Genomic DNA, 17,417 nt, shown 5'->3' on the forward strand with positions numbered 1-17,417 from the left:
GGCGGTAACCCGGGCCGACGCAATGGGTAGTGCCGGCCGCTGGCCGGCAAGCCGGAACGCGTTGCCGAAGGTCATGATGTTGCCGGCCAGCGGCCGGCACTACCATGACCGTCGCGGTCACTTCGGCTGGTAACGCACGCTCAGCTGGTACTCGCGACCAGGCTGGTTGAACCACGCCACCGTCTCGTAGCGGCGGTCGAACACGTTGGCGGCACGCGCCAGCAGCGACCACTCCGGCGTCAGCGCGTACTCGGCGCGCAGGTCCAGCGTGCCGTAGCCGCCGACCTTCACTGCGTTGGCGGCATCGTCATAGCGCTTGCCCGCACCCTGCACGGTCAGGCCGGCGCGGAAATCACCGAAGCGGCGGTCAATGTCCAGGCGCGCGGTCTGCTGCGCGCGGCGCGGCAGCCAGTTGTCGAACTGGGTGCTGCCGTGGGTGCGGTTGCGTGGGTCGGTGTAGCTTAGCTGCGCATTGATGTCGAAACCGGCCAGCAGCACGCCACCGGTCAGCTCGGCGCCACGGATGCGTGCCTTCTCCACCTGCTGCATTTTCATTGTGGACGCATCGTAGGTGATCAGGTCATCAATGCGGGTCTCGTATACGTCCAGGCCCCAGTGCCAACCTTTGCCGTGCTGCGAAACGCCGAGGTTTGCGCTCTTGGACTTTTCCGGGTTCAACGTTGGCACGCCGCTCCACGGGTCATACAGGTCACTGAAGGTCGGTGCCTTGAACGCCGTGCCGTAGCTGGCATTGACGCGCAGGCCGTGCTCCAGTTCCATCGCCCAGCCCACGCTGCCGGTGGCATGGTTGCCGAACTGCTGGTTGTCGTCGTTGCGCGCGCTGACCTGCAGCTGATGGCGGCCGAAGCGGCCCTGGTACTGCACGAACACGCCGGTGTTGCGGCGGCTGTCGACCAGATATCCGGCGCTGCTGCCATCCAGGTTGTCCTCACTCCAGTCCACGCCGGTGCTCAGCAGCTGACCTTCGGCCAGCGTGATGTCACCCTGCAGCGAGGCGCTGTCACGATGGGTCTGCGCGCTGCCAAACACCCCTGGTGCACCGAAGTTGTCGGATTCATTGTCGCTGCGGCCGACGTTGGCAGTGAATGCCAGGCGTTCGGACGGGGTGTAGCGCACCTTGCCGGCCAGGACCTGCTGGCGGGTTTCCGAGTAGTTGTAGTAACCGTCGTAGTGGTTCTTGCCGTCGGCGCGCAGCGCGCTGCCTTCCACGTTCCACTGGTCGTTGAAGCTGTAGCCGCCACGCAGGCTCTTGGACAGGTTGCGGTAGCCGTCGCGGTCGGGTTCGTCTGCGAAGCAGCCGGCGAACAGCGTGGCCGAGCCGCGGCAGGCATCGATGCCGTCGGAGTGCTGGTAGGCGATGTCGGCGCCGAACCAGCCGCGCTCGGTACCACCGCCGATGCCGCCGCTGGCTTCGCGCAGGCCATTGCTGCCGCCACCGAGCTGGAAGTGCGGGGCGAAGTCGCCCTGGTTGCGGCGGGTGAAGATCTGGATCACGCCGCCGATGGCATCGGCACCGTACAGGCTCGACTGCGGGCCGCGTACGATTTCGACGCGCTCGATCTGCGCCAGCGGCAGGTCCTGGTACATGGCCAGGCCGAGATCGGCGCTGTTGATGCGCACGCCATCCACCAGCACCACGGTGTGGCCGGAGTTGGTGCCGCGCAGGAACAGCGAGCTCTGCTTGCCGAGGCCGCCAGCATTGGTCAGGTTGATGCCTGCGCGGCCGCGCAGCAGCTCCTGCAGCGAGGTGGCCTGGCTGGATTCGATCTGCGCGCGGTCGATTACCTGCGCCGGCGCGATGCTGTACTGCAGGGCGATCGGGGTGCGGGTGGCGGTGACCAGGATCTGGTCAAGCGCGGTGGTGTCATCGGCGGCCTGGGCCAGCGCGGGAAGGGCGGCGAGCACGGCCAGGGACAGCATTCGGGACTGCAGCTTCATCGGGGGAACTCCGGGTGCCACGCACGCCCGCGTGGCGAAGGGGAGGAGCCGCGAAGGCAGGCACGCGCCGATGCCGCAGCACAGGCCGCGATCATCCAGCGCCATGCCCACCGCATCGCGACCTGAGGCTTCCGGGCCGGTCTCCGGGCTTGCCGCCGGGTGGCGCGAGGCCACCGTCCAGGCGCCTTCCCATGCCTGCGGCACAGTGGCGGTGTTGCCTGGAACTGACGTGCTTACCGTTGCGGGGGCAGCGCCGGCATGGCGTGGAATCACGCGTCACCGGCTTCCCGTTTCAACCTGCCGGCCATGGCCGCAGGTCACCTGGAAGTGCGCGCAGTCTACGGCATCGCAGGCAGCCCGTAGCGTCGAGCTTGCTCGACTGCCCTTAGAATGGCCCCTTGATCCCGTGGTGCCGTTGCCGATGTCCGCCCGTTTTCCGTTGTACCTGCGTCGCCCGCATGGGATGCACGCATGATCCTCGACCTGGTCCGCCACGCCGGCAATGGTCGCGATGAATTCCTCGATGGCCGCAGCGATCCGCCGCAGCTGGCCCGCCTGCCACAGGAACTGGTCGAGGCCTACGCCGCGCATCCCTGGGAGCGGGTGATCAGCTCGCCGCGCCTGCGCTCGCTGCACACCGCCATGGCACTGGCCACCCCACGCGGGCTGGACGTGGACGCGGACGAGGAATGGGAAGAACTGGACTTCGGTGATTGGGACGGGCAGTCGCTGTTCGACCTGCCTGAGGATGCGCTGGCCGCTTTCCATGCTGACCCGCATGCGTTCCCACCACCGAATGGTGAAAGCTGGGGCCACTTTGAGCGACGTATCGCACGCGCGCTGGATCGCCTGCTCGATGATGACGATCCGGTGCCGACGCTGGTGGTCAGCCATGGCGGTCCGCTGCGTATGGTGCTGTCGCAGGTCTGTGGACTGCCGATGTCGCTATGCTGGGCCCTGCGCATCGACCACGGCACCCGCCTGCGGGTGTGGCTGGAGCGAGGTGAGGTCGGGCTGGTGGGCGAACTGCTGGAGCTGCAGCAGCCCTGACGAATCCGGTAGCGCCGGGCCATGCCCGGCGAATTCCACATCACCCGCGCTACGCGCTCGCCGGGCATGGCCCGGCGCTACCGGTCAATCCTCGTCGGCGCTCTCGGCCACGCTGTCTTCCGCGTCATCATCGGTGTCGAAGCGCTGCTCATGCACCGGTCCCGAGGCCGGGCCGGCCGCTTTCAACGGATGCGCGGCGATGCGCGCCTCATAGTCCTGCACCAGCGCATCGCGCTGCGGCTCGCTCAGTTCCTGCCAATGGCAGTCCAGCAACGCGCCTTCCAGTGAATAGAGCAGGTTCAAACTGGGCTTGAAGCCGGCGCGCTTGACCTTGACGAAGGCGCCGACCGCGCCGATCGCCACCAGATCCTCGCGGCTGCGCAGGCCGACCTGGCGCAGCCACGCCGCACTCTTCGGGCCGATGTTGCGCAGCTTCGGTGCGCTCATCCCAGCGCCTCGACGAACACGCGGGCGATGGCTTCCAGGCCGGCCTGGTCGTCGGCGTCGAAGCGGCCGACCTTGGGGCTGTCGATGTCGAACACGCCGATCAGTTCATCGCCGCGCAGCAACGGCACCACCAGTTCCGAGCGCGAGGCCGAATCGCAGGCGATGTGGCCGGGGAAGGCATCGACATCATCCACGCGCTGGGTCACGCGCTGGCTGGCGGCGGCACCGCACACGCCCTTGTCCAGCGGGATGCGGACGCAGGCCGGCAGGCCCTGGAACGGTCCGACCACCAGCTCTTTGCCGTCGTACAGGTAGAAGCCCACCCAGTTCAGGTCGGGCAGGGCGTGGTAGACCAGTGCCGAGAGGTTGGCCGCGTTGGCGATGCGGTCGGACTCGGCGTAGACCAGGCCACGGGCCTGTTCCAGCAGCTGGGCGTATTGTTCCGGCTTGCTGCCGGTAAGCGAGGCATTGGCGAACATGCCCGCAGTCTAGCAAGCGCGCCGGGCCGGCGATAATGCACGCTCTGTTGTCCCGCTGGAGCTTATCGATGCCGTTGCCCGCCACGCTACCGCCTGCCCTGTTCGTCACCGGCACCGATACCGAGATCGGCAAGACCGCGGCCAGCACCGCGCTGCTGCATGCACTGCGCCGGCGCGGCCTGCGCGCGGTCGGCATGAAGCCGGTGGCCAGCGGCAGTGAGGATCTGGGACAGGGCCTGCGCAACGAGGACGCGCTGGCGCTGCAGGCGGCCAGCTGGCCGGTGCCGGACTATGCCGACCTGAACCCGTATGCGCTGCGGCAGCCGCTGGCGCCGGAGCTGGCTGCTGCCGAGGACGGCGTGCAGGTGGAGCTGGCGCCGATCGTGGCTGCATTCGAGCGCCTGCGCGCGCAGGCAGACATCGTGGTGGTGGAGGGCGTTGGCGGTTGGCTGGCGCCGGTCTCGGCCACGCTGGACCAGCTCGATCTGGTGCGTGCGTTGCATCTACCGGTAGTGCTTGTGGTCGGCATGCGGCTGGGCTGCGTCAACCACGCACGGCTGACTGCGCAGTCGCTGCAGGCCAGCGGCGTGGAGTGCCTGGGCTGGATCGGCAATCACATCGACCCGGCGATGCAGCGCCAGGAAGAGAACATCGCGACGTTGCAGCAGCGGCTGTCGATGCCGTGCTGGGGGCGGTTGCCGCATCTGCCGGGTGCGAATGGTGAGGCGCTGAGTGCCAATCTGCACGCGGACCTGCGGTAGCGCCGGGCCATGCCCGGCGAGCGCGCAGCGCGGCGACCAGAAAGTCCACCGGGCATGGCCCGGCGCTACCGATCAATCAGCGCGATGCCAGCTCCTTCGCGATCGCACCGAGCCGCTCCACCGCGCCGATGAAGCGCGCATCCAGCGTCTGGCAGCACGACAGCCGCAGGCAGTGACGGTAGCGCGCGCCACGCGAATACACCTGGCCGGGCATGAACACGATGTCCTCTACCAGCGCACGTTCGAACAGTTCGCGGGTATCCACCCCCGGCAGTTCCAGCCACAGCAGGAAGCCACCCTGTGGCTCGGTGGCACGGGTGCCGGCCGGAAAGTGTTCGGCCACCAGCTGGCGCAGGCGACCGACCTGTTCGCGGTACAAGCGGCGCATGCGATGCAGATGATGCTCGTAGCTGCCTGCTTCCAGATAGGCCGCCACCGCATCGCCCAGCAGCTGCGGTTCGCCACCGGTGGACTGGAACTTGAGCAGCGCGATGCGCTCGGCGAAGCGCCCCCCGTCCAGCCAACCAATGCGATAGTCCGGCGCCAGCGTCTTGGAGAAACCACCGACCACCATCACCCAGCCATCGCGATCGAAGGCCTTCAGCAGTGGTGCCGGCGGCTCGCAGAACTGCAGTTCTGCGTACACCGCATCTTCGATCAGCGGCAGCTGGCGCGCGTTGACCAGTTCGGCCAGGCGTTGTTTGGCGGGTGTCGGCATGGTGCAGCCGAGCGGGTTGTGCACGGTCGGCATCACCACCAGCGCGGCCAGCGACGTGTGCTCCAGCATCGCTTCCAGTGCATCGACATCCAGGCCGTGCTGCGGGTGGGTGGGCAGCTCGATGGCCTGCAGGCCGAGGTTGGCCAGCAACGGGTACAGGTTGAAGTAGGACGGCGCCTCGATGCCTACCGCGTCGCCGGGCTGGGTTACTGCACGCAAGGCCAGCTGCAGGGCTTCCATCGCGCCGTGGGTCAGCAGCAGCCGCTCGCTGTGGGTGTGCAGGCCCATACGTGGACCGCGCCGCACGATCTGCGCCAGCAGTCGCGGCGAGCCGTTCGGGCGCGCGTAGGTTTCCACTGTCTGCTGGCCGTGGCGCAGTACCTGTGCGGTATGCCGGGCCAGCTGCGCACCGGGATAGAACTGGCGTCCGCGCGGTCCCGCGAAAGCCAGATCGATCACACCGGCGCGGCGTTGTGCCTCCAGCACGCGGGCCATCAGCACCTGCTGCAGCGGCGCGGTCGGCGCTGATGGGGTATCACGCAGCGAACGCTGCGGCACCGACAGTCGCGGCGCAACTTCGAAGCCGGCCTTCGGCCGCGGAATCACCAGGCCGGCATCTTCCAGCTGGCGATAGGCGGCGATCACCGTGTTCAGGCTGAGCCGGCGCTGCGACGCCATCTGCCGCAGCGAGGGCAGGCGGCTGCCGACCGGGAGACGTCCGCCGTGGATGGCTTCGGCCAGTTCATCGGACAGCCGTTGGTAGCGGGGTGGGATCATCGCGCTCTGGTCATCTGTATCCATCGAACTTCCCGCCATCTGGTTCTGTACCCATGATGATGGCGAGCCTAGCATGTCGTTGTCGGACGGGCCTGATCGGGGCGTGGCCGATACTTCCCAAGCGCACGGCTGGATGGCCGTGCGTCTTTTTTTGTGTGTAGGTAGCGCCGGGCCATGCCCGGCGGAATGCATGGGCCCGCCGGGCATGGCCCGGCGCTACCGGAATGGTTCAGCGCATCGGCACCAGCACCGCCTCGCGCCGGTACAGCGCCGGGAACTGCTTGCCCAGCGCGGCCAGCTTCGGTGCGTCGTAGTAGCGGATGTAGGCCGCCTGCGGGTAGTTGGTCATGTAGTTCTGGTGGTAGCTCTCGGCCGGGTAGAAACGTTGGCCGCTGCCGAGCTGGGTGACGATCGGCGCGCGGTAGCTGCCGGCCTGGCCGAGCTGCGCGATGTAGGCGCGGCTGGCCGCCTGCTGGCGGGCGTCATCAGAGAAGATCGCCGATCGATACTGGCTGCCCTGGTCCGGTCCCTGCCGATTGAGTTGGGTCGGGTCGTGCACCACCGAGAAGAACACCTGCATCAGCTGCCCGTAGCTGACCTGGCGCGGGTCGTAGTCGATCTTCACCGCCTCGGCATGACCGGTCTGGCCGCTGCTGACCCGCTCATAGCGTGCATTGGCAGCGCTGCCGCCGATGTAGCCGGACACCGCATTGCTCACGCCCTTCACGTGCTGGAACACGCCCTGCACGCCCCAGAAGCAACCGCCGGCGAACACCACGCTGGCATGGGTGGCGTCATCGCGGAACGCGGCGTCGCCGCTGGGCGCCGGTAGTGCCTTGGCCTGCGCGCTGGCTTCCAGCGGTGCCGCGACTGCGCCGTGGTCGACCAGCAGCACGCCAGCGATCAATGCAGTAGCCACCAGGCCGGCGACACCGGCGGCGATACCTTGTTCAAAAGAGAGTTTCATCGTGTGCTCCCGTTTCAACCGAAGGTGAAGGCGTAGGCCTGCACGCCCGTGTCGAGGAATTCGATCTCGAAGCGATGCGGGCCGACCGTGCCACGCTGACGTACCAGCTGGTACAAGCGGTGTTCATTGACCACGCCGCTGCCATCGGCACCGACATCGCTGCCGGCATCGGCAGCGGTCAGCGGCTTGCCGTCCAGCCAGACGCGGAACCGTACCGGCGTGCCGTCCTGGCTCGGTGCCAGCACCAGGTGCAGGTCCCGCGCGTGGAACTGGAAGGCGATGCGGCCACCGGCCTGCTGCAGCTGTGCGGCTTCGTCGGTGACGGTCCAGCGTCCGGACAGGCCCCACTGGTTCAGTGCCAGGGTGGTTGGCAGCGTGTAGTCGAACGGGCTATCGCTGCGTTGGCCGCCGGGTGAGGCGAACTGCTCGGCACGCGCGTGGCCCAGATAGGTCTCCGGCGAGCGCAGGTTGCTCATGTCGGCCTGCACGGCCACACCCTTCAGGTCGGCGGCGGCGGGGTCGGCCGGTGGTGGCAGGTTGGTCTGCCCGGCTTCGGTCAGAAGCCGGCGGATCACTTGTTCCGAGCGTGCATAGTTGCCCTCGCCGAACTGGTGGCCGCGGATGTTGCCCTGTGCATCGACGAAGTACTGCGCCGGCCAGTAGCGGTTGTTGAACGCGCGCCAGATCGTGTACTGGTTGTCGAGCGCCACCGGGTACTCGACCTTCAGTTCCTGCACCGCCTTCATCACGTTGCTCGGGTTGCGTTCGAAGGCGAACTCCGGCGTGTGCACGCCGATCACCACCAGCCCATGGTCACGGTAGCGACGTTCCCATTCGTGCACGAACGGCATCGCGCGCAGGCAGTTGATGCAGGAGTAGGTCCAGAAGTCGACCAGCACCACCTTGCCACGCAGCTGCTGTGCACTCAGCGGCGGGCTGTTGAGCCAGCCGGTGGCGCCATCCAGCGCGGGCAGGGTGCCTTCCACCGGCAGCGGAGCATCGGCACCTGCATTGGCGCCGGCCATCATCATCATCGGCGGTGCCGCCGGCTGCGCGCCGGGTACTGCGTCCAGCAGGTTTTGCTCGATACGCGCGGTGCTGACCGTTGAAAGACGGGTCAGCAGGCCAGTGTCCCAGCCCAGGCCGATCGCCACCACGGCCAGCAGTGCGGCTACGCCCAGCACCTTGCGCAGTACGTCACCCAGGCCGAGCCGCGCCTGCAGCGCACGGAACACGCGGCCGCCGACCCACACCGCCAGCGCCAGCGCGGTGATCGCACCCAATGCATAGGCAAGCAGCAGGCTGCTGGTACCGACGCTGGCGCCATGCAGGGCAGCACCGGTCAGCACCAGGCCGAGGATTGGACCGGCGCACGGCGCCCACAGCAGGCCGGTGGCGACGCCGATCAGCAGCGAGGTCCACGCGCCGCCACGTCCTGCGGCGTCCGCGGCATCGGCGCGTGCGCTCAAGCGTGCACCCACACGCTGGAACGGCGCCAGCAGATGGTCGGCCAGCCGTGGCCACAACAGGGCGACCGCGAACAGCGCCATCAGCAGCAGGGCAATCCAGCGCCCGACCTGGTTGGCCTGCGCCACCCATTGGCTGCCTACGGCGGCCAGGCTGGCGACCACGGTGAAGGTGAGCGCCATGCCCAGCAGCAACGGCAGCGTGCTGCGCAGGAATGGACGGTCGGCACGCGCGAACACGAACGGCAGCACCGGCAGGATGCAGGGGCTGAGCAGGGTCAGCGCGCCCCCGAGGTAGGCAAGCAGCAACAGCAGCATCGTCAGGCTCCGGAAGCAGGGGAAGAACCGACCGGCACCCGCCAGCCGTCGGCAGTGCCAGCAGGGGCACCGGGAACGAACACCATCGCCGCACCGTTCATGCAGTAGCGCAACCCGGTTGGACGCGGGCCGTCGTTGAACACATGGCCGAGATGGCCGCCGCAGCGGCGGCAGTGCACCTCCACCCGCAGCATCCCGAAGGTGACGTCGCGGTCTTCGCCGATGGCGTTGTGCAGCGGTGCCCAGAAGCTGGGCCAGCCGGTGCCGCTCTCGAACTTGGTGGACGAGGAGAACAGCGGCAGCGCACAGCCGGCGCAGGCGAAGGTGCCCTGCCGATGTTCCTTGTTGAGCGGGCTGCTGTACGGGCGCTCGGTGGCCTGCTGGCGCAGCACCGCGTACTGCGCCGGGGTCAGCTGCTGACGCCACTGCGCATCGCTGCGCATGACCTCGAACTGTCGCGACGGACGCGCTTCGGCGGCGGCCGGGGCGGCGCGGCTGCAGGCCCCCAGGCCGAGCAGGCCGGCGGCGGTGGCAACACCGCCCAGGCCCAGCAGATGGCGGCGGGAGAGGGACATGGCGGACTCCGGGAAGGGGCGACGGGGCCATGCTGCGCCCGCCCGGGTCAACGAATCCTCACGCAGGATTCAATTTTTCGTGAGGTATCGGCGGCCGTCCCGCGTCACAATGCAGCCAGCCTCCCCACTGGCCCCGAGCTGCCGATGTCGACCAAACGCGTGCTGATCGTCGAAGACGATGCCCACATCGCTGACCTGCTGCGCATGCACCTGGGCGATGAAGGCTATGACGTGGCCCACGCCGCCAGCGGTGACGGTGGCCTGCGCCTGCTGGAACAGGACGGCCCATGGGATGCGCTGGTGCTGGACGTGATGCTGCCCGGTGTCGACGGCCTGCAGGTGTGCCAGCGTGCACGCGCGATGGCGCGCTACGTGCCGATCATCATCATCAGCGCGCGCGGCAGCGAGACCCAGCGCATTGTCGGCCTGGAGCTGGGCGCGGACGACTACCTGGCAAAACCCTTCTCGATGCCGGAACTGGTGGCACGGGTGCGCGCCCTGCTGCGCCGGGCCGAGGCGATGGCACAGAGCGCACGCATCGATGCCGGCGCGATCGAGCTGGGCGGGCTGCAGCTGGATCCGGTCGCGCGCACCGCTTCGGTGGATGGCAATGCGCTGGAACTGACCCCGCGCGAGTTCGACCTGCTGCTGTTCTTCGCCCGCCACCCGGACCAGGTGTTCGCACGCATGGAACTGCTCAACCAGGTCTGGGGTTACCAGCACGATGGTTACGAGCATACGGTCAATACCCACATCAACCGCCTGCGCAGCAAGATCGAGCCGGACCCGGCAAACCCGCGGCGGCTGCTGACGGTGTGGGGCCGCGGCTACAAGCTGGTCGACCCGGCCGGGGCGGCGGCATGATCAAGCCCAATCTGTGGCAGAAGCTGGCGGCGGTGATCGCCGCGCTGATGCTGATGTGCTGCATGGCGCTGCTGGCACTGCAGATGCGCGCCAACACCCGCCATGAGCAGGAAGTGGTGCAGCGGCTGTCGCTGGGCCTGGCCGAACACATCGCCCAACGCAGCGAACTGATGGACACCAGCGGCATGCGCGATGCTGCGGTGCGTGCGCTGTTCGGCCAGCTGATGGCGGTCAATCCCAGCGTCGAGGTCTACCTGCTGGACGACCAGGGCCGCATTCTCGGCCACGACGCGCCCAGCGGTCATCTGGTGCGCAACAAGGTGGACGTGGCACCGCTACGCCGCCTGCTGTCGGGTGCGCCACTGCCGATCCTCGGCGATGACCCGCGCAGCGCCGATGGCCGCAAGGTGTTCAGTGCCGCACCGTTGATCGTGCAGGGGCGCCAGGCCGGTTACGTGTACGTGGTGCTGGTCGGTGAACACCGGCAGATGCTGGCCGACGACCTGGCGGCGGGCAGCCAGTGGAACACCACATGGTGGTCGGTGATGCTGGTCGGAAGCCTCGGCCTGCTGGCCGGGCTGGTGGCGTTCTACTGGGTGACCCGTCCGCTGCGGCGGCTGACCCGGCGCATCCAGGCCTTCGATATCGATGCGCCGACACCGTTGCCGCCGCCCGAACCGCTGCGCCCGGGCGAGCGCGACGAGCTGGTGATTCTCGAACATGCACATGCGCAGATGGCGCAGCGGCTGGGTGAGCAGTGGCAGCAACTGCGCCAGCAGGACCTGCAGCGGCGCGAGCTGGTCGCCAACATCTCGCACGACCTGCGTACGCCGTTGTCGTCGCTGCATGGCTATCTGGAAACGCTGGCGCTGAAGGACGTCACGCTGTCACCGGACGAGCGCCGCCGCTACCTCGGTATCGCGCTGGCACAGAGCGCCAAGGTTGGCCGGCTGGCGCGCGCGCTGTTCGAGCTGGCGCGGCTGGAGCACGGTGAAGTGCGTCTGGAGTGGGAAGTGTTCGCGCTGCCGGAACTGCTGCAGGACGTACTGCAGAAGTTCGAGCTGGCCGCGCAGGCGCGCAACCAGCGCCTGCACGCCGAGTTCCCGCCGGGCCTGCCGCTGGTACGTGCCGACCTGGGCCTGGTCGAGCGGGTGCTGACCAACCTGCTCGACAATGCATTGCGGCACGCGCCGGAAGGTGGGCGGATCGAAGTGTGCCTGCGTGCGACCGCGGACAGCATCGAGGTGAGCGTGGCCGATGATGGTCCCGGCGTGGCAGCGGCGCTGCGCGCACAGTTGTTCCAGGCGCCGGCCGCACTGGGCGCACGGCGTGGCGAGAACGGTGGCCTCGGCCTGTTGATCGTGCAGCGTATCGTGCAGCTGCATGGCCGCCGCATCGAACTGCGCGACAGTGAGCGTGGCGCGCTGTTCGTGTTTGCCTTGCCGCGCGCGGAGCCGGCGGCCTAGCAGGCCGCCTCGCTCTCCACGGCACCGCCGCTTTCCAGCGGCAGGTGCAGGCGGATGCAGGCACCGCCCAGCTCTGAATCGGTTACCTCGACGTGGCCGCCATGCTTGTCGGCCACCACCTGCACCAGTGCCAGGCCGAGACCGAAACCGGGGCTGCCCGGGTCCAGCCGCACATAGGGTTGCAGCACCTGGCCGCGCAGTTCGGGCGCGATGCCGGGGCCGTCGTCCTCCACCTGCAGGCACAGCCAGCCATCGTTGACCGTGCTGGCGATGCGGATCTGCCGCCGCGCATAGCGCAAGGCATTGCCGAGCAGATTGCGCAGCGCCAGTTCCAGCATATGCCGGTTGACGTTGACCAGGCCGGTGGGCGACAGCACCTGCTGCACTGGCATCGGCAGCGGTGCGAACTGGGCCACAACGCCGCGCACCAGCGCGGCCAGCTGCAGGCGCTGGCGGGTCAGCTGATGGCAACGGCCCAGCGCGGCGTACTCGACGCCGGCATCGGTGAGGTGCTGCAGGCGATCGACGTCGGTACGCAGGCCACCCAGCGCATCGCGCTGGATCTCGTCGAGTGCGGTGTCCTCCAGGTCGGCCAGGCCGAAGCGCATCCGCGCCAACGGCGTGCGCACTTCATGCGCGACCGCCTGTGCCAGCACGCGCTGGCTCTCCAGCAGTTGCTGCAGCTGCTCTGCCATGTGGTTGAAGGCATTGGCCAACGGCCGCACCAGCGCGGTGCCGGCACGCGGCGCGCGCGTATCCAGCTGGCCGTCGCGCATCTGCCGCGCCGCCTGTGCCAGCTGCGACACATCGCGCCACAGGCGGTAGACCATTACATACATCGGCAGCGCCACGGCCACCATCAGGATCAGCAGCAGGATCGCCACGCCGGACACTTCGCTGTCCTGCCAGCCTTCCTCAGGCAACGCCTCATCCAGTGGCCCCAGCATCACGGCATAGCCGCTGTCGCCGATCCGCTGCAGGCTGCGCATGTGTTCCAGGTCGATCTGCACTCGGCCGTTGTTGAACGGCGGTCGCTGGCTGGCCGACAGCGCCTTCTCTGCCTCGGCCAGCGGCACCATCCGCAGGGCATAGGCGAAGTCGGCGTCGAGCCCTCGTGCCAGCGCCGGCCACTGGTCGCGTGGTGTTTCCGCGAAGCGTTGCTGCAGCAGCGCATGGGTGCCACGCATCTCGGCCAGCAGGCTGGCTTCGGTGCGGTCTTCCAGCAGCGCATCCCAGGCCCACAGGCCCAGCACGATCAGCAGCAGGTGGGCGACCAGGAAGCCGATGCCATAGCGCAGGAAGTGGAAGGCGTGGCCGCGCATCGCCGAGGGCGTACGCTTCATCCCCATGCCGAGCGGCTGAACAGGTAGCCGCGGCCGCGGACGGTCTTGATCCGTTCCGGCTGTTCCGGGTTGTCGCCCAGCTTGCGGCGCAGGCGCGAAATGCGTGCATCGATCGAGCGGTCGAGGCCATCAAACGCGATCCCGCGCAGGCCGCGCAGCAGCGCATCGCGGTCGAGGATCTGCCCGGCGTTGCTGGCCAGCAGGAACAGCAGGTCGAACTCGGCGGTGGTCAGCTCCAGCAGGCTGCCCTGCAGGTGCACGTTACGGGTGGACGGGTCGATGTTCAGCTCGCCGAAGCGCAGGCTGCCGTCACGCGGCTCGACCCGGCGGTGGCGGCGCAGATGGGCACGCAGGCGCGCCAGCAGCACCCGGGGCTCGATCGGTTTGCCGATGTAGTCGTCGGCGCCCAGTTCCAGTCCCAGCACCTGGTCGATGTTGTCGGTACGCGCGGTCAGCACGCAGATGATGCCGTCATAGTGGGGTCTGATCTGCCGACACACTTCGAAACCATCCTGGTCGGGCAGGCCGACATCCAGCAGGACCAGGGCGGGCTTTTCGGCCAGGATCCGGGCCACCGCGCGTTCGCCACTGCGCTCGTGGGCGACCTGGTAGCCATGCCGCTGCAGATAGTCGCTGACCATCGTACCGAGGCGGGCATCGTCTTCGACCAGTACGATATCCAGCATTTTCAAGGCCTCCGTGGGGCGTACGTACCGCCACGGCACGAGCGCGGCGATGCTATCCCAGCCATTGGGCCGCCCGGGTCCTGGGGGCGGGCGCCATTCAGCCGGGGTTGCTGGCGCGCGGGCCGGGTCTCAGTCCCGGCAACAACTTGGCGTCCAGCATAGCTTGTTGCCGTTACAAAACGTTACCTTCGTGATACGTCCGGTGACCATCGCTGACAGCAAAGCGACTGACGCGGGGCAGGGGGCGGGCCGAGCATGGAGTCTCCTCCGTTCCGCGTGCCGTCCTCATGTCGCCCGCTGCCTTCTCCCTGCCGAACCTGTCCCACCGCCGCCATTGCGGGGGTATCCGATGAGCGGCGTGGTTGGCGCCTGGCTGCCGCCGGCCGAGGACGAGCACCTGCTGCAGCAGCTGGCGCCGATGCTGCGCGCCCTGCAGCAACGTGGCCGTGGCCGCATCGGTTACTGGACCGACGCCGAGGCCGGCCTGGCGCTGGGTCACTGCCGGGCGCCGACCGACACTCCGCTGCAGCCACTGAGCTCGGACTGTGGCCGTTACGTGCTGTGCCTGGACGGTCGCCTGTACAACCGGGCTGACCTGCAGTCGCAGCTGCGCGATCTGCCGCGCAGCTGCAGCGATGCACGGCTGCTGCTGCAGGCGATTGTCGAGTGGGGCGTGGAGCGGACGCTGTCGCGTATCGAGGGCGCGTTCGGTTTCAGTGTCTGGGACCGGGAGTCGCGCGCGCTGTGGCTGGCACGTGACCCGGTAGGCGAGCGGCCGCTGTACTACGGTTGGTACCAGGGCCAGTTCCTGTTCGCCTCCGAACTGAAGGCGCTGCAGGCGTTCGCCGGCTTTGCGCCGAGCATCGACCAGGATGCGCTGAGCCTGCTGCTGCGCCACGACTATGTCCCGGCGCCGCACACCATCTACCGCGGCATCCACAAGCTGGTGGCCGGCGCGATGCTGCGCATCGACCTCAACGACCATGCCGCCGGGGGCTCGAGCCAGGCTGCGCAGGGCGGGTCGCGCTACTGGTGCGCGCGCGAGGCGATGCACAGCGCGCTGCAGGAACCGCTGCAGCCGGCGCCGAGCCTGGAACAGGCCACCGACCAGCTGGAAGCGGTGTTGCAGAAGGCCATCGCCGCTCGCATGCACTCGCCGCTGGCCTGCGGCGCGTTCCTGTCCGGCGGCACCGATTCGTCGCTGGTGACGGCGATGATGCAGGCCCAATCGACCCTGCCGATCGAGGCATGGACGGTGGGCTTCGACGATCCGGGCCACGATGAGAGCGACTGGGCCACGCAGGTCGCACGCCACCTGGGCGTGCAGCATCACCTGCACCGCATGGACGCGCGCCAGGGACTGGACCTGCTGCAGCGCCTGCCGCAGGTCTGGTGCGAACCGTTCGCCGACGCCTCGCAGCTGCCGACCCTGTTGGCCAGCGAGCTGCTGGGCGCGCGTAAGCCGGTGGCGCTGACCGGTGATGGTGGCGATGAGCTGTTCTTCGGCCATCCCAGCTATGGCCGCGCACTGCGTAACGCACGCCTGTGTGGTGGCCTGCCGGACTGGGTACGCGACCTGGCACGGCGCAGCGGCAACCGCATGAACGTCGAACGTGGGCGCCTTGGTGGCTGGCGCGCGCTGGTAGCCGAGGTCGCTGCCAACGACGTGGAAGGCCATTACCTGCAGCGCGTGACGCGCTGGCGGCAGCCGGCACAGGTGGTGCTGGGCGCGCGCGAACCAATGACGATCTTCCAGCAGCAGGACACCGCGCTGCCGGCCGAAGCGCGCATCCAGCTGCTGGATTTCCGCATGGACCTGGCCGAGGGCATCCTCGCCAAGGTCGACCGTGCCGGCATGGCGGCCGGCGTGGAAACCCGCGCGCCGCTGCTGGACATGGATGTGGTGCGCCTGGCCTGGCGCCTGCCGCAGCATTTGAAATACCACGACGGTGAGCACAAGCGGATCCTCAAGCACCTGCTGGCACGCTACCTGCCGGAACCACTGGTGTACCGCCCAAAGCGCGGCTTCGGCCCGCCGATGGCACGCTGGCTGGCCGGTCCGTTGCGCGACTGGGCCGAGGCACTGCTGGACCCGCAGCTGCTGCGCAACCAGGGATGCTTCGATGCAGTACGCGTGCGCGGCATCTGGGAGGCGTTCCTGCGCGGTGAGCGCAAGTGGCACACGCACCTGTGGAACGTGTTGATGTTCCAGGCGTGGCACCAGCACTGGCACGGTGGTCGCGGGCGCTGAGCCGTTTCTGCATTGCGTGCAACGGATTGAATCAGCGTGGCGCGGGGCGGATGCCCTTGCGTACGAATGTCCTCCGGCGCCGGCCGTTGGCCGTCACCTCCCCCTTTACTTCGTACGCAAGGGCATCCGCCCCGCGTTCGGAGTTCGTCGGCGCCTCGTTGAAAGGCACCACGAGCGCTGCGCTTTACCTGCCGTAAGCCGAGCCTCGTCGGGGTGGGCAGGGGTCTGGGCAAAGTAAAGGAGGAGGTGACGGCCAACGGCCGGCGCCGGGGGACATTTGCCCAGGCCCCTGCCCACCTCGGCGGGGCCCATCAGCTCGCAGGGAATCCAGACGAGGAAGCGCTCTTCAATCCAGACGTCAGGCAAAAAAAGACCCGGCAGAGGGAGGGATCTGCCGGGTCCGGATTGCGTGGGGGGAGGGACCCACGCAATGAGCGTTGCGTCGCGTCAGTGGTTGCTCGCGTCCGCCGTTGATTGGTTGTAGCCCTGCACCAGTTCGGACCAGGCCTTGCTGGCCTGCAGGCCAAGCCCGACCACGTCCTGCTGGGCCTGGCCCAGCCGCTGCAGGTTGTCCTGCCACAGCTGCGCACCCTTGGAGAGCGTCCCGGCCGCATCCTCGCCGCGGGCCAGTTCACCCAGCCAGCCGCCGGTCGCGGTCAGGTTGCGCTCCATCACCTTCAGCTGCACGCCGAACATGCTTTCCGCGTTCTCCAACGCCAACCGGTTCGCACGTGTTGCCGCGGCGGCGAGCTGGCGGGTGGCATCACTGAAGCGATCGCTGAAGGCGGCGGCCATGGGGCATCAGGAAGTGACTTGATGCATTGCAGCATACGCTCTTGATGCGGCAATGCAACAAAAACAGCAAAGACGCCATGGGCGCCTTTGAAAAACCATTCAGATCAACGGGTTGATCAGATGGCCGGGCCGCGATAGCGACAGCCGGAGGTGCAGGTTTCGTGCACGGTGATCTCGCTCAGTGCAGGCAGGCTGGGCTTGAGCTCGTTCCAGATCCACACCGCCAGGTTCTCGCTGGTCGGGTTCTCCAGGCCGGGGATGTCATTGAGGTAGTGATGGTCCAGGCGGTCGTAGATCGGCTGGAAGGCCGCCTTCACGTCGCCGAAATCCATGATCCAGCCGGTCTGCGCGCCGGGCTCGCCCTCGACCTTCAGTTCCACCCGGAAGGAGTGGCCGTGCAGGCGCGCGCACTTGTGCCCCGGCGGCACGTTGGGGAGGCGGTGCGCCGCCTCGAGCATGAAGACTTTGAAGATTTCCATGGCGCGATTGTACGCC

The 17,417-nt window shown here is 68.1% G+C and carries 16 protein-coding genes and 1 riboswitch; of the genes, 5 read left to right on the top strand and 11 right to left on the bottom strand.

From position 1 onward, the window contains the following. Positions 1–117: 117 nt before the first annotated feature. Positions 118–1,959 carry a TonB-dependent vitamin B12 receptor gene (btuB, locus tag SMAL_RS02370; protein ID WP_012509945.1) on the bottom strand — a complete coding sequence of 614 codons (1,842 nt, stop codon included), beginning with the start codon at positions 1,957–1,959 and terminating at the stop codon, positions 118–120. A gap of 117 nt (positions 1,960–2,076) precedes the next feature. After that, a riboswitch (cobalamin riboswitch) is annotated at positions 2,077–2,299 on the bottom strand. Between the two features lie 131 nt (positions 2,300–2,430). On the opposite strand from btuB, the gene SMAL_RS02375 reads away from it, so the two are divergent. Further along, on the top strand, positions 2,431–3,009 hold the full coding sequence (locus SMAL_RS02375; protein WP_004140776.1) for a histidine phosphatase family protein: 579 nt from the start codon (positions 2,431–2,433) through the stop codon (positions 3,007–3,009). Between the two features lie 84 nt (positions 3,010–3,093). Here the strand turns inward: SMAL_RS02375 and SMAL_RS02380 are convergent, their stop codons facing one another. Both SMAL_RS02380 and SMAL_RS02385 read right to left on the bottom strand, forming a co-directional pair. After that, entirely contained in the window at positions 3,094–3,456 is a 363-nt protein-coding gene (locus tag SMAL_RS02380; protein ID WP_012509946.1) for a TfoX/Sxy family protein, read from the bottom strand. After that, positions 3,453–3,935, bottom strand: coding sequence for a GAF domain-containing protein (locus SMAL_RS02385; protein WP_004140850.1), 483 nt, complete (start codon positions 3,933–3,935; stop codon positions 3,453–3,455). Before SMAL_RS02385 ends, SMAL_RS02380 begins: the two co-directional genes overlap by 4 nt. A 68-nt stretch (positions 3,936–4,003) precedes the next feature. Between SMAL_RS02385 and bioD the strand changes: the two genes are divergently transcribed. Next, on the top strand, positions 4,004–4,696 hold the full coding sequence (gene bioD / locus SMAL_RS02390; RefSeq protein WP_012509947.1) for a dethiobiotin synthase: 693 nt from the start codon (positions 4,004–4,006) through the stop codon (positions 4,694–4,696). Between the two features lie 76 nt (positions 4,697–4,772). Here bioD and SMAL_RS02395 read toward each other — a convergent pair whose 3' ends face one another. From SMAL_RS02395 to msrB, 4 genes are all read right to left on the bottom strand, one after another. Continuing rightward, entirely contained in the window at positions 4,773–6,215 is a 1,443-nt protein-coding gene (locus SMAL_RS02395) for an aminotransferase-like domain-containing protein (RefSeq protein ID WP_012509948.1), read from the bottom strand. A gap of 205 nt (positions 6,216–6,420) precedes the next feature. After that, on the bottom strand, positions 6,421–7,158 hold the full coding sequence (gene msrA / locus SMAL_RS02400) for a peptide-methionine (S)-S-oxide reductase MsrA (protein WP_004140925.1): 738 nt from the start codon (positions 7,156–7,158) through the stop codon (positions 6,421–6,423). A gap of 14 nt (positions 7,159–7,172) precedes the next feature. Beyond that, on the bottom strand, positions 7,173–8,942 hold the full coding sequence (locus tag SMAL_RS02405; RefSeq protein ID WP_012509949.1) for a cytochrome c biogenesis protein DipZ: 1,770 nt from the start codon (positions 8,940–8,942) through the stop codon (positions 7,173–7,175). A gap of 2 nt (positions 8,943–8,944) precedes the next feature. After that, the gene (gene msrB, locus SMAL_RS02410; protein ID WP_004140930.1) at positions 8,945–9,517 is read right to left on the bottom strand and encodes a peptide-methionine (R)-S-oxide reductase MsrB; all 573 of its coding nucleotides are present in this window, start codon (positions 9,515–9,517) and stop codon (positions 8,945–8,947) included. Positions 9,518–9,661: 144 nt separating this feature from the next. Here msrB and SMAL_RS02415 point away from each other — a divergent pair, with 144 nt between their 5' ends. Together SMAL_RS02415 and SMAL_RS02420 are read left to right on the top strand one after the other, a co-directional pair. Further along, positions 9,662–10,381, top strand: coding sequence for a response regulator transcription factor (locus SMAL_RS02415; protein WP_012509950.1), 720 nt, complete (start codon positions 9,662–9,664; stop codon positions 10,379–10,381). After that, a complete protein-coding gene (locus tag SMAL_RS02420) occupies positions 10,378–11,847 on the top strand; it encodes a sensor histidine kinase (RefSeq protein WP_012509951.1) in 1,470 nt (489 codons plus the stop codon). The genes SMAL_RS02415 and SMAL_RS02420 overlap by 4 nt, the downstream gene beginning before the upstream one ends. Here SMAL_RS02420 and SMAL_RS02425 read toward each other — a convergent pair. Together SMAL_RS02425 and SMAL_RS02430 are read right to left on the bottom strand one after the other, a co-directional pair. Continuing rightward, a complete protein-coding gene (locus SMAL_RS02425) occupies positions 11,844–13,190 on the bottom strand; it encodes an ATP-binding protein (RefSeq protein WP_012509952.1) in 1,347 nt (448 codons plus the stop codon). The genes SMAL_RS02420 and SMAL_RS02425 overlap by 4 nt on opposite strands. Beyond that, positions 13,187–13,876 carry a winged helix-turn-helix domain-containing protein gene (locus SMAL_RS02430; RefSeq protein WP_004141029.1) on the bottom strand — a complete coding sequence of 230 codons (690 nt, stop codon included), beginning with the start codon at positions 13,874–13,876 and terminating at the stop codon, positions 13,187–13,189. Before SMAL_RS02430 ends, SMAL_RS02425 begins: the two co-directional genes overlap by 4 nt. 349 nt (positions 13,877–14,225) lie before the next feature. Here SMAL_RS02430 and asnB point away from each other — a divergent pair, with 349 nt between their 5' ends. Beyond that, positions 14,226–16,127, top strand: a complete 1,902-nt coding sequence (gene asnB / locus SMAL_RS02435) for an asparagine synthase (glutamine-hydrolyzing) (RefSeq protein WP_012509953.1) — start codon at positions 14,226–14,228, stop codon at positions 16,125–16,127. Between the two features lie 447 nt (positions 16,128–16,574). Here the strand turns inward: asnB and SMAL_RS02440 are convergent, their stop codons facing one another. Beyond that, positions 16,575–16,922, bottom strand: a complete 348-nt coding sequence (locus tag SMAL_RS02440; protein WP_012509954.1) for a phasin family protein — start codon at positions 16,920–16,922, stop codon at positions 16,575–16,577. Positions 16,923–17,038: 116 nt separating this feature from the next. Next, the gene (gene queD, locus SMAL_RS02445; RefSeq protein ID WP_004141227.1) at positions 17,039–17,401 is read right to left on the bottom strand and encodes a 6-carboxytetrahydropterin synthase QueD; all 363 of its coding nucleotides are present in this window, start codon (positions 17,399–17,401) and stop codon (positions 17,039–17,041) included. Positions 17,402–17,417: the final 16 nt, after the last annotated feature.

It is taken from the genome of Stenotrophomonas maltophilia R551-3, assembly GCF_000020665.1.
Taxonomy (GTDB): Bacteria; Pseudomonadota; Gammaproteobacteria; order Xanthomonadales; family Xanthomonadaceae; genus Stenotrophomonas; species Stenotrophomonas maltophilia_L.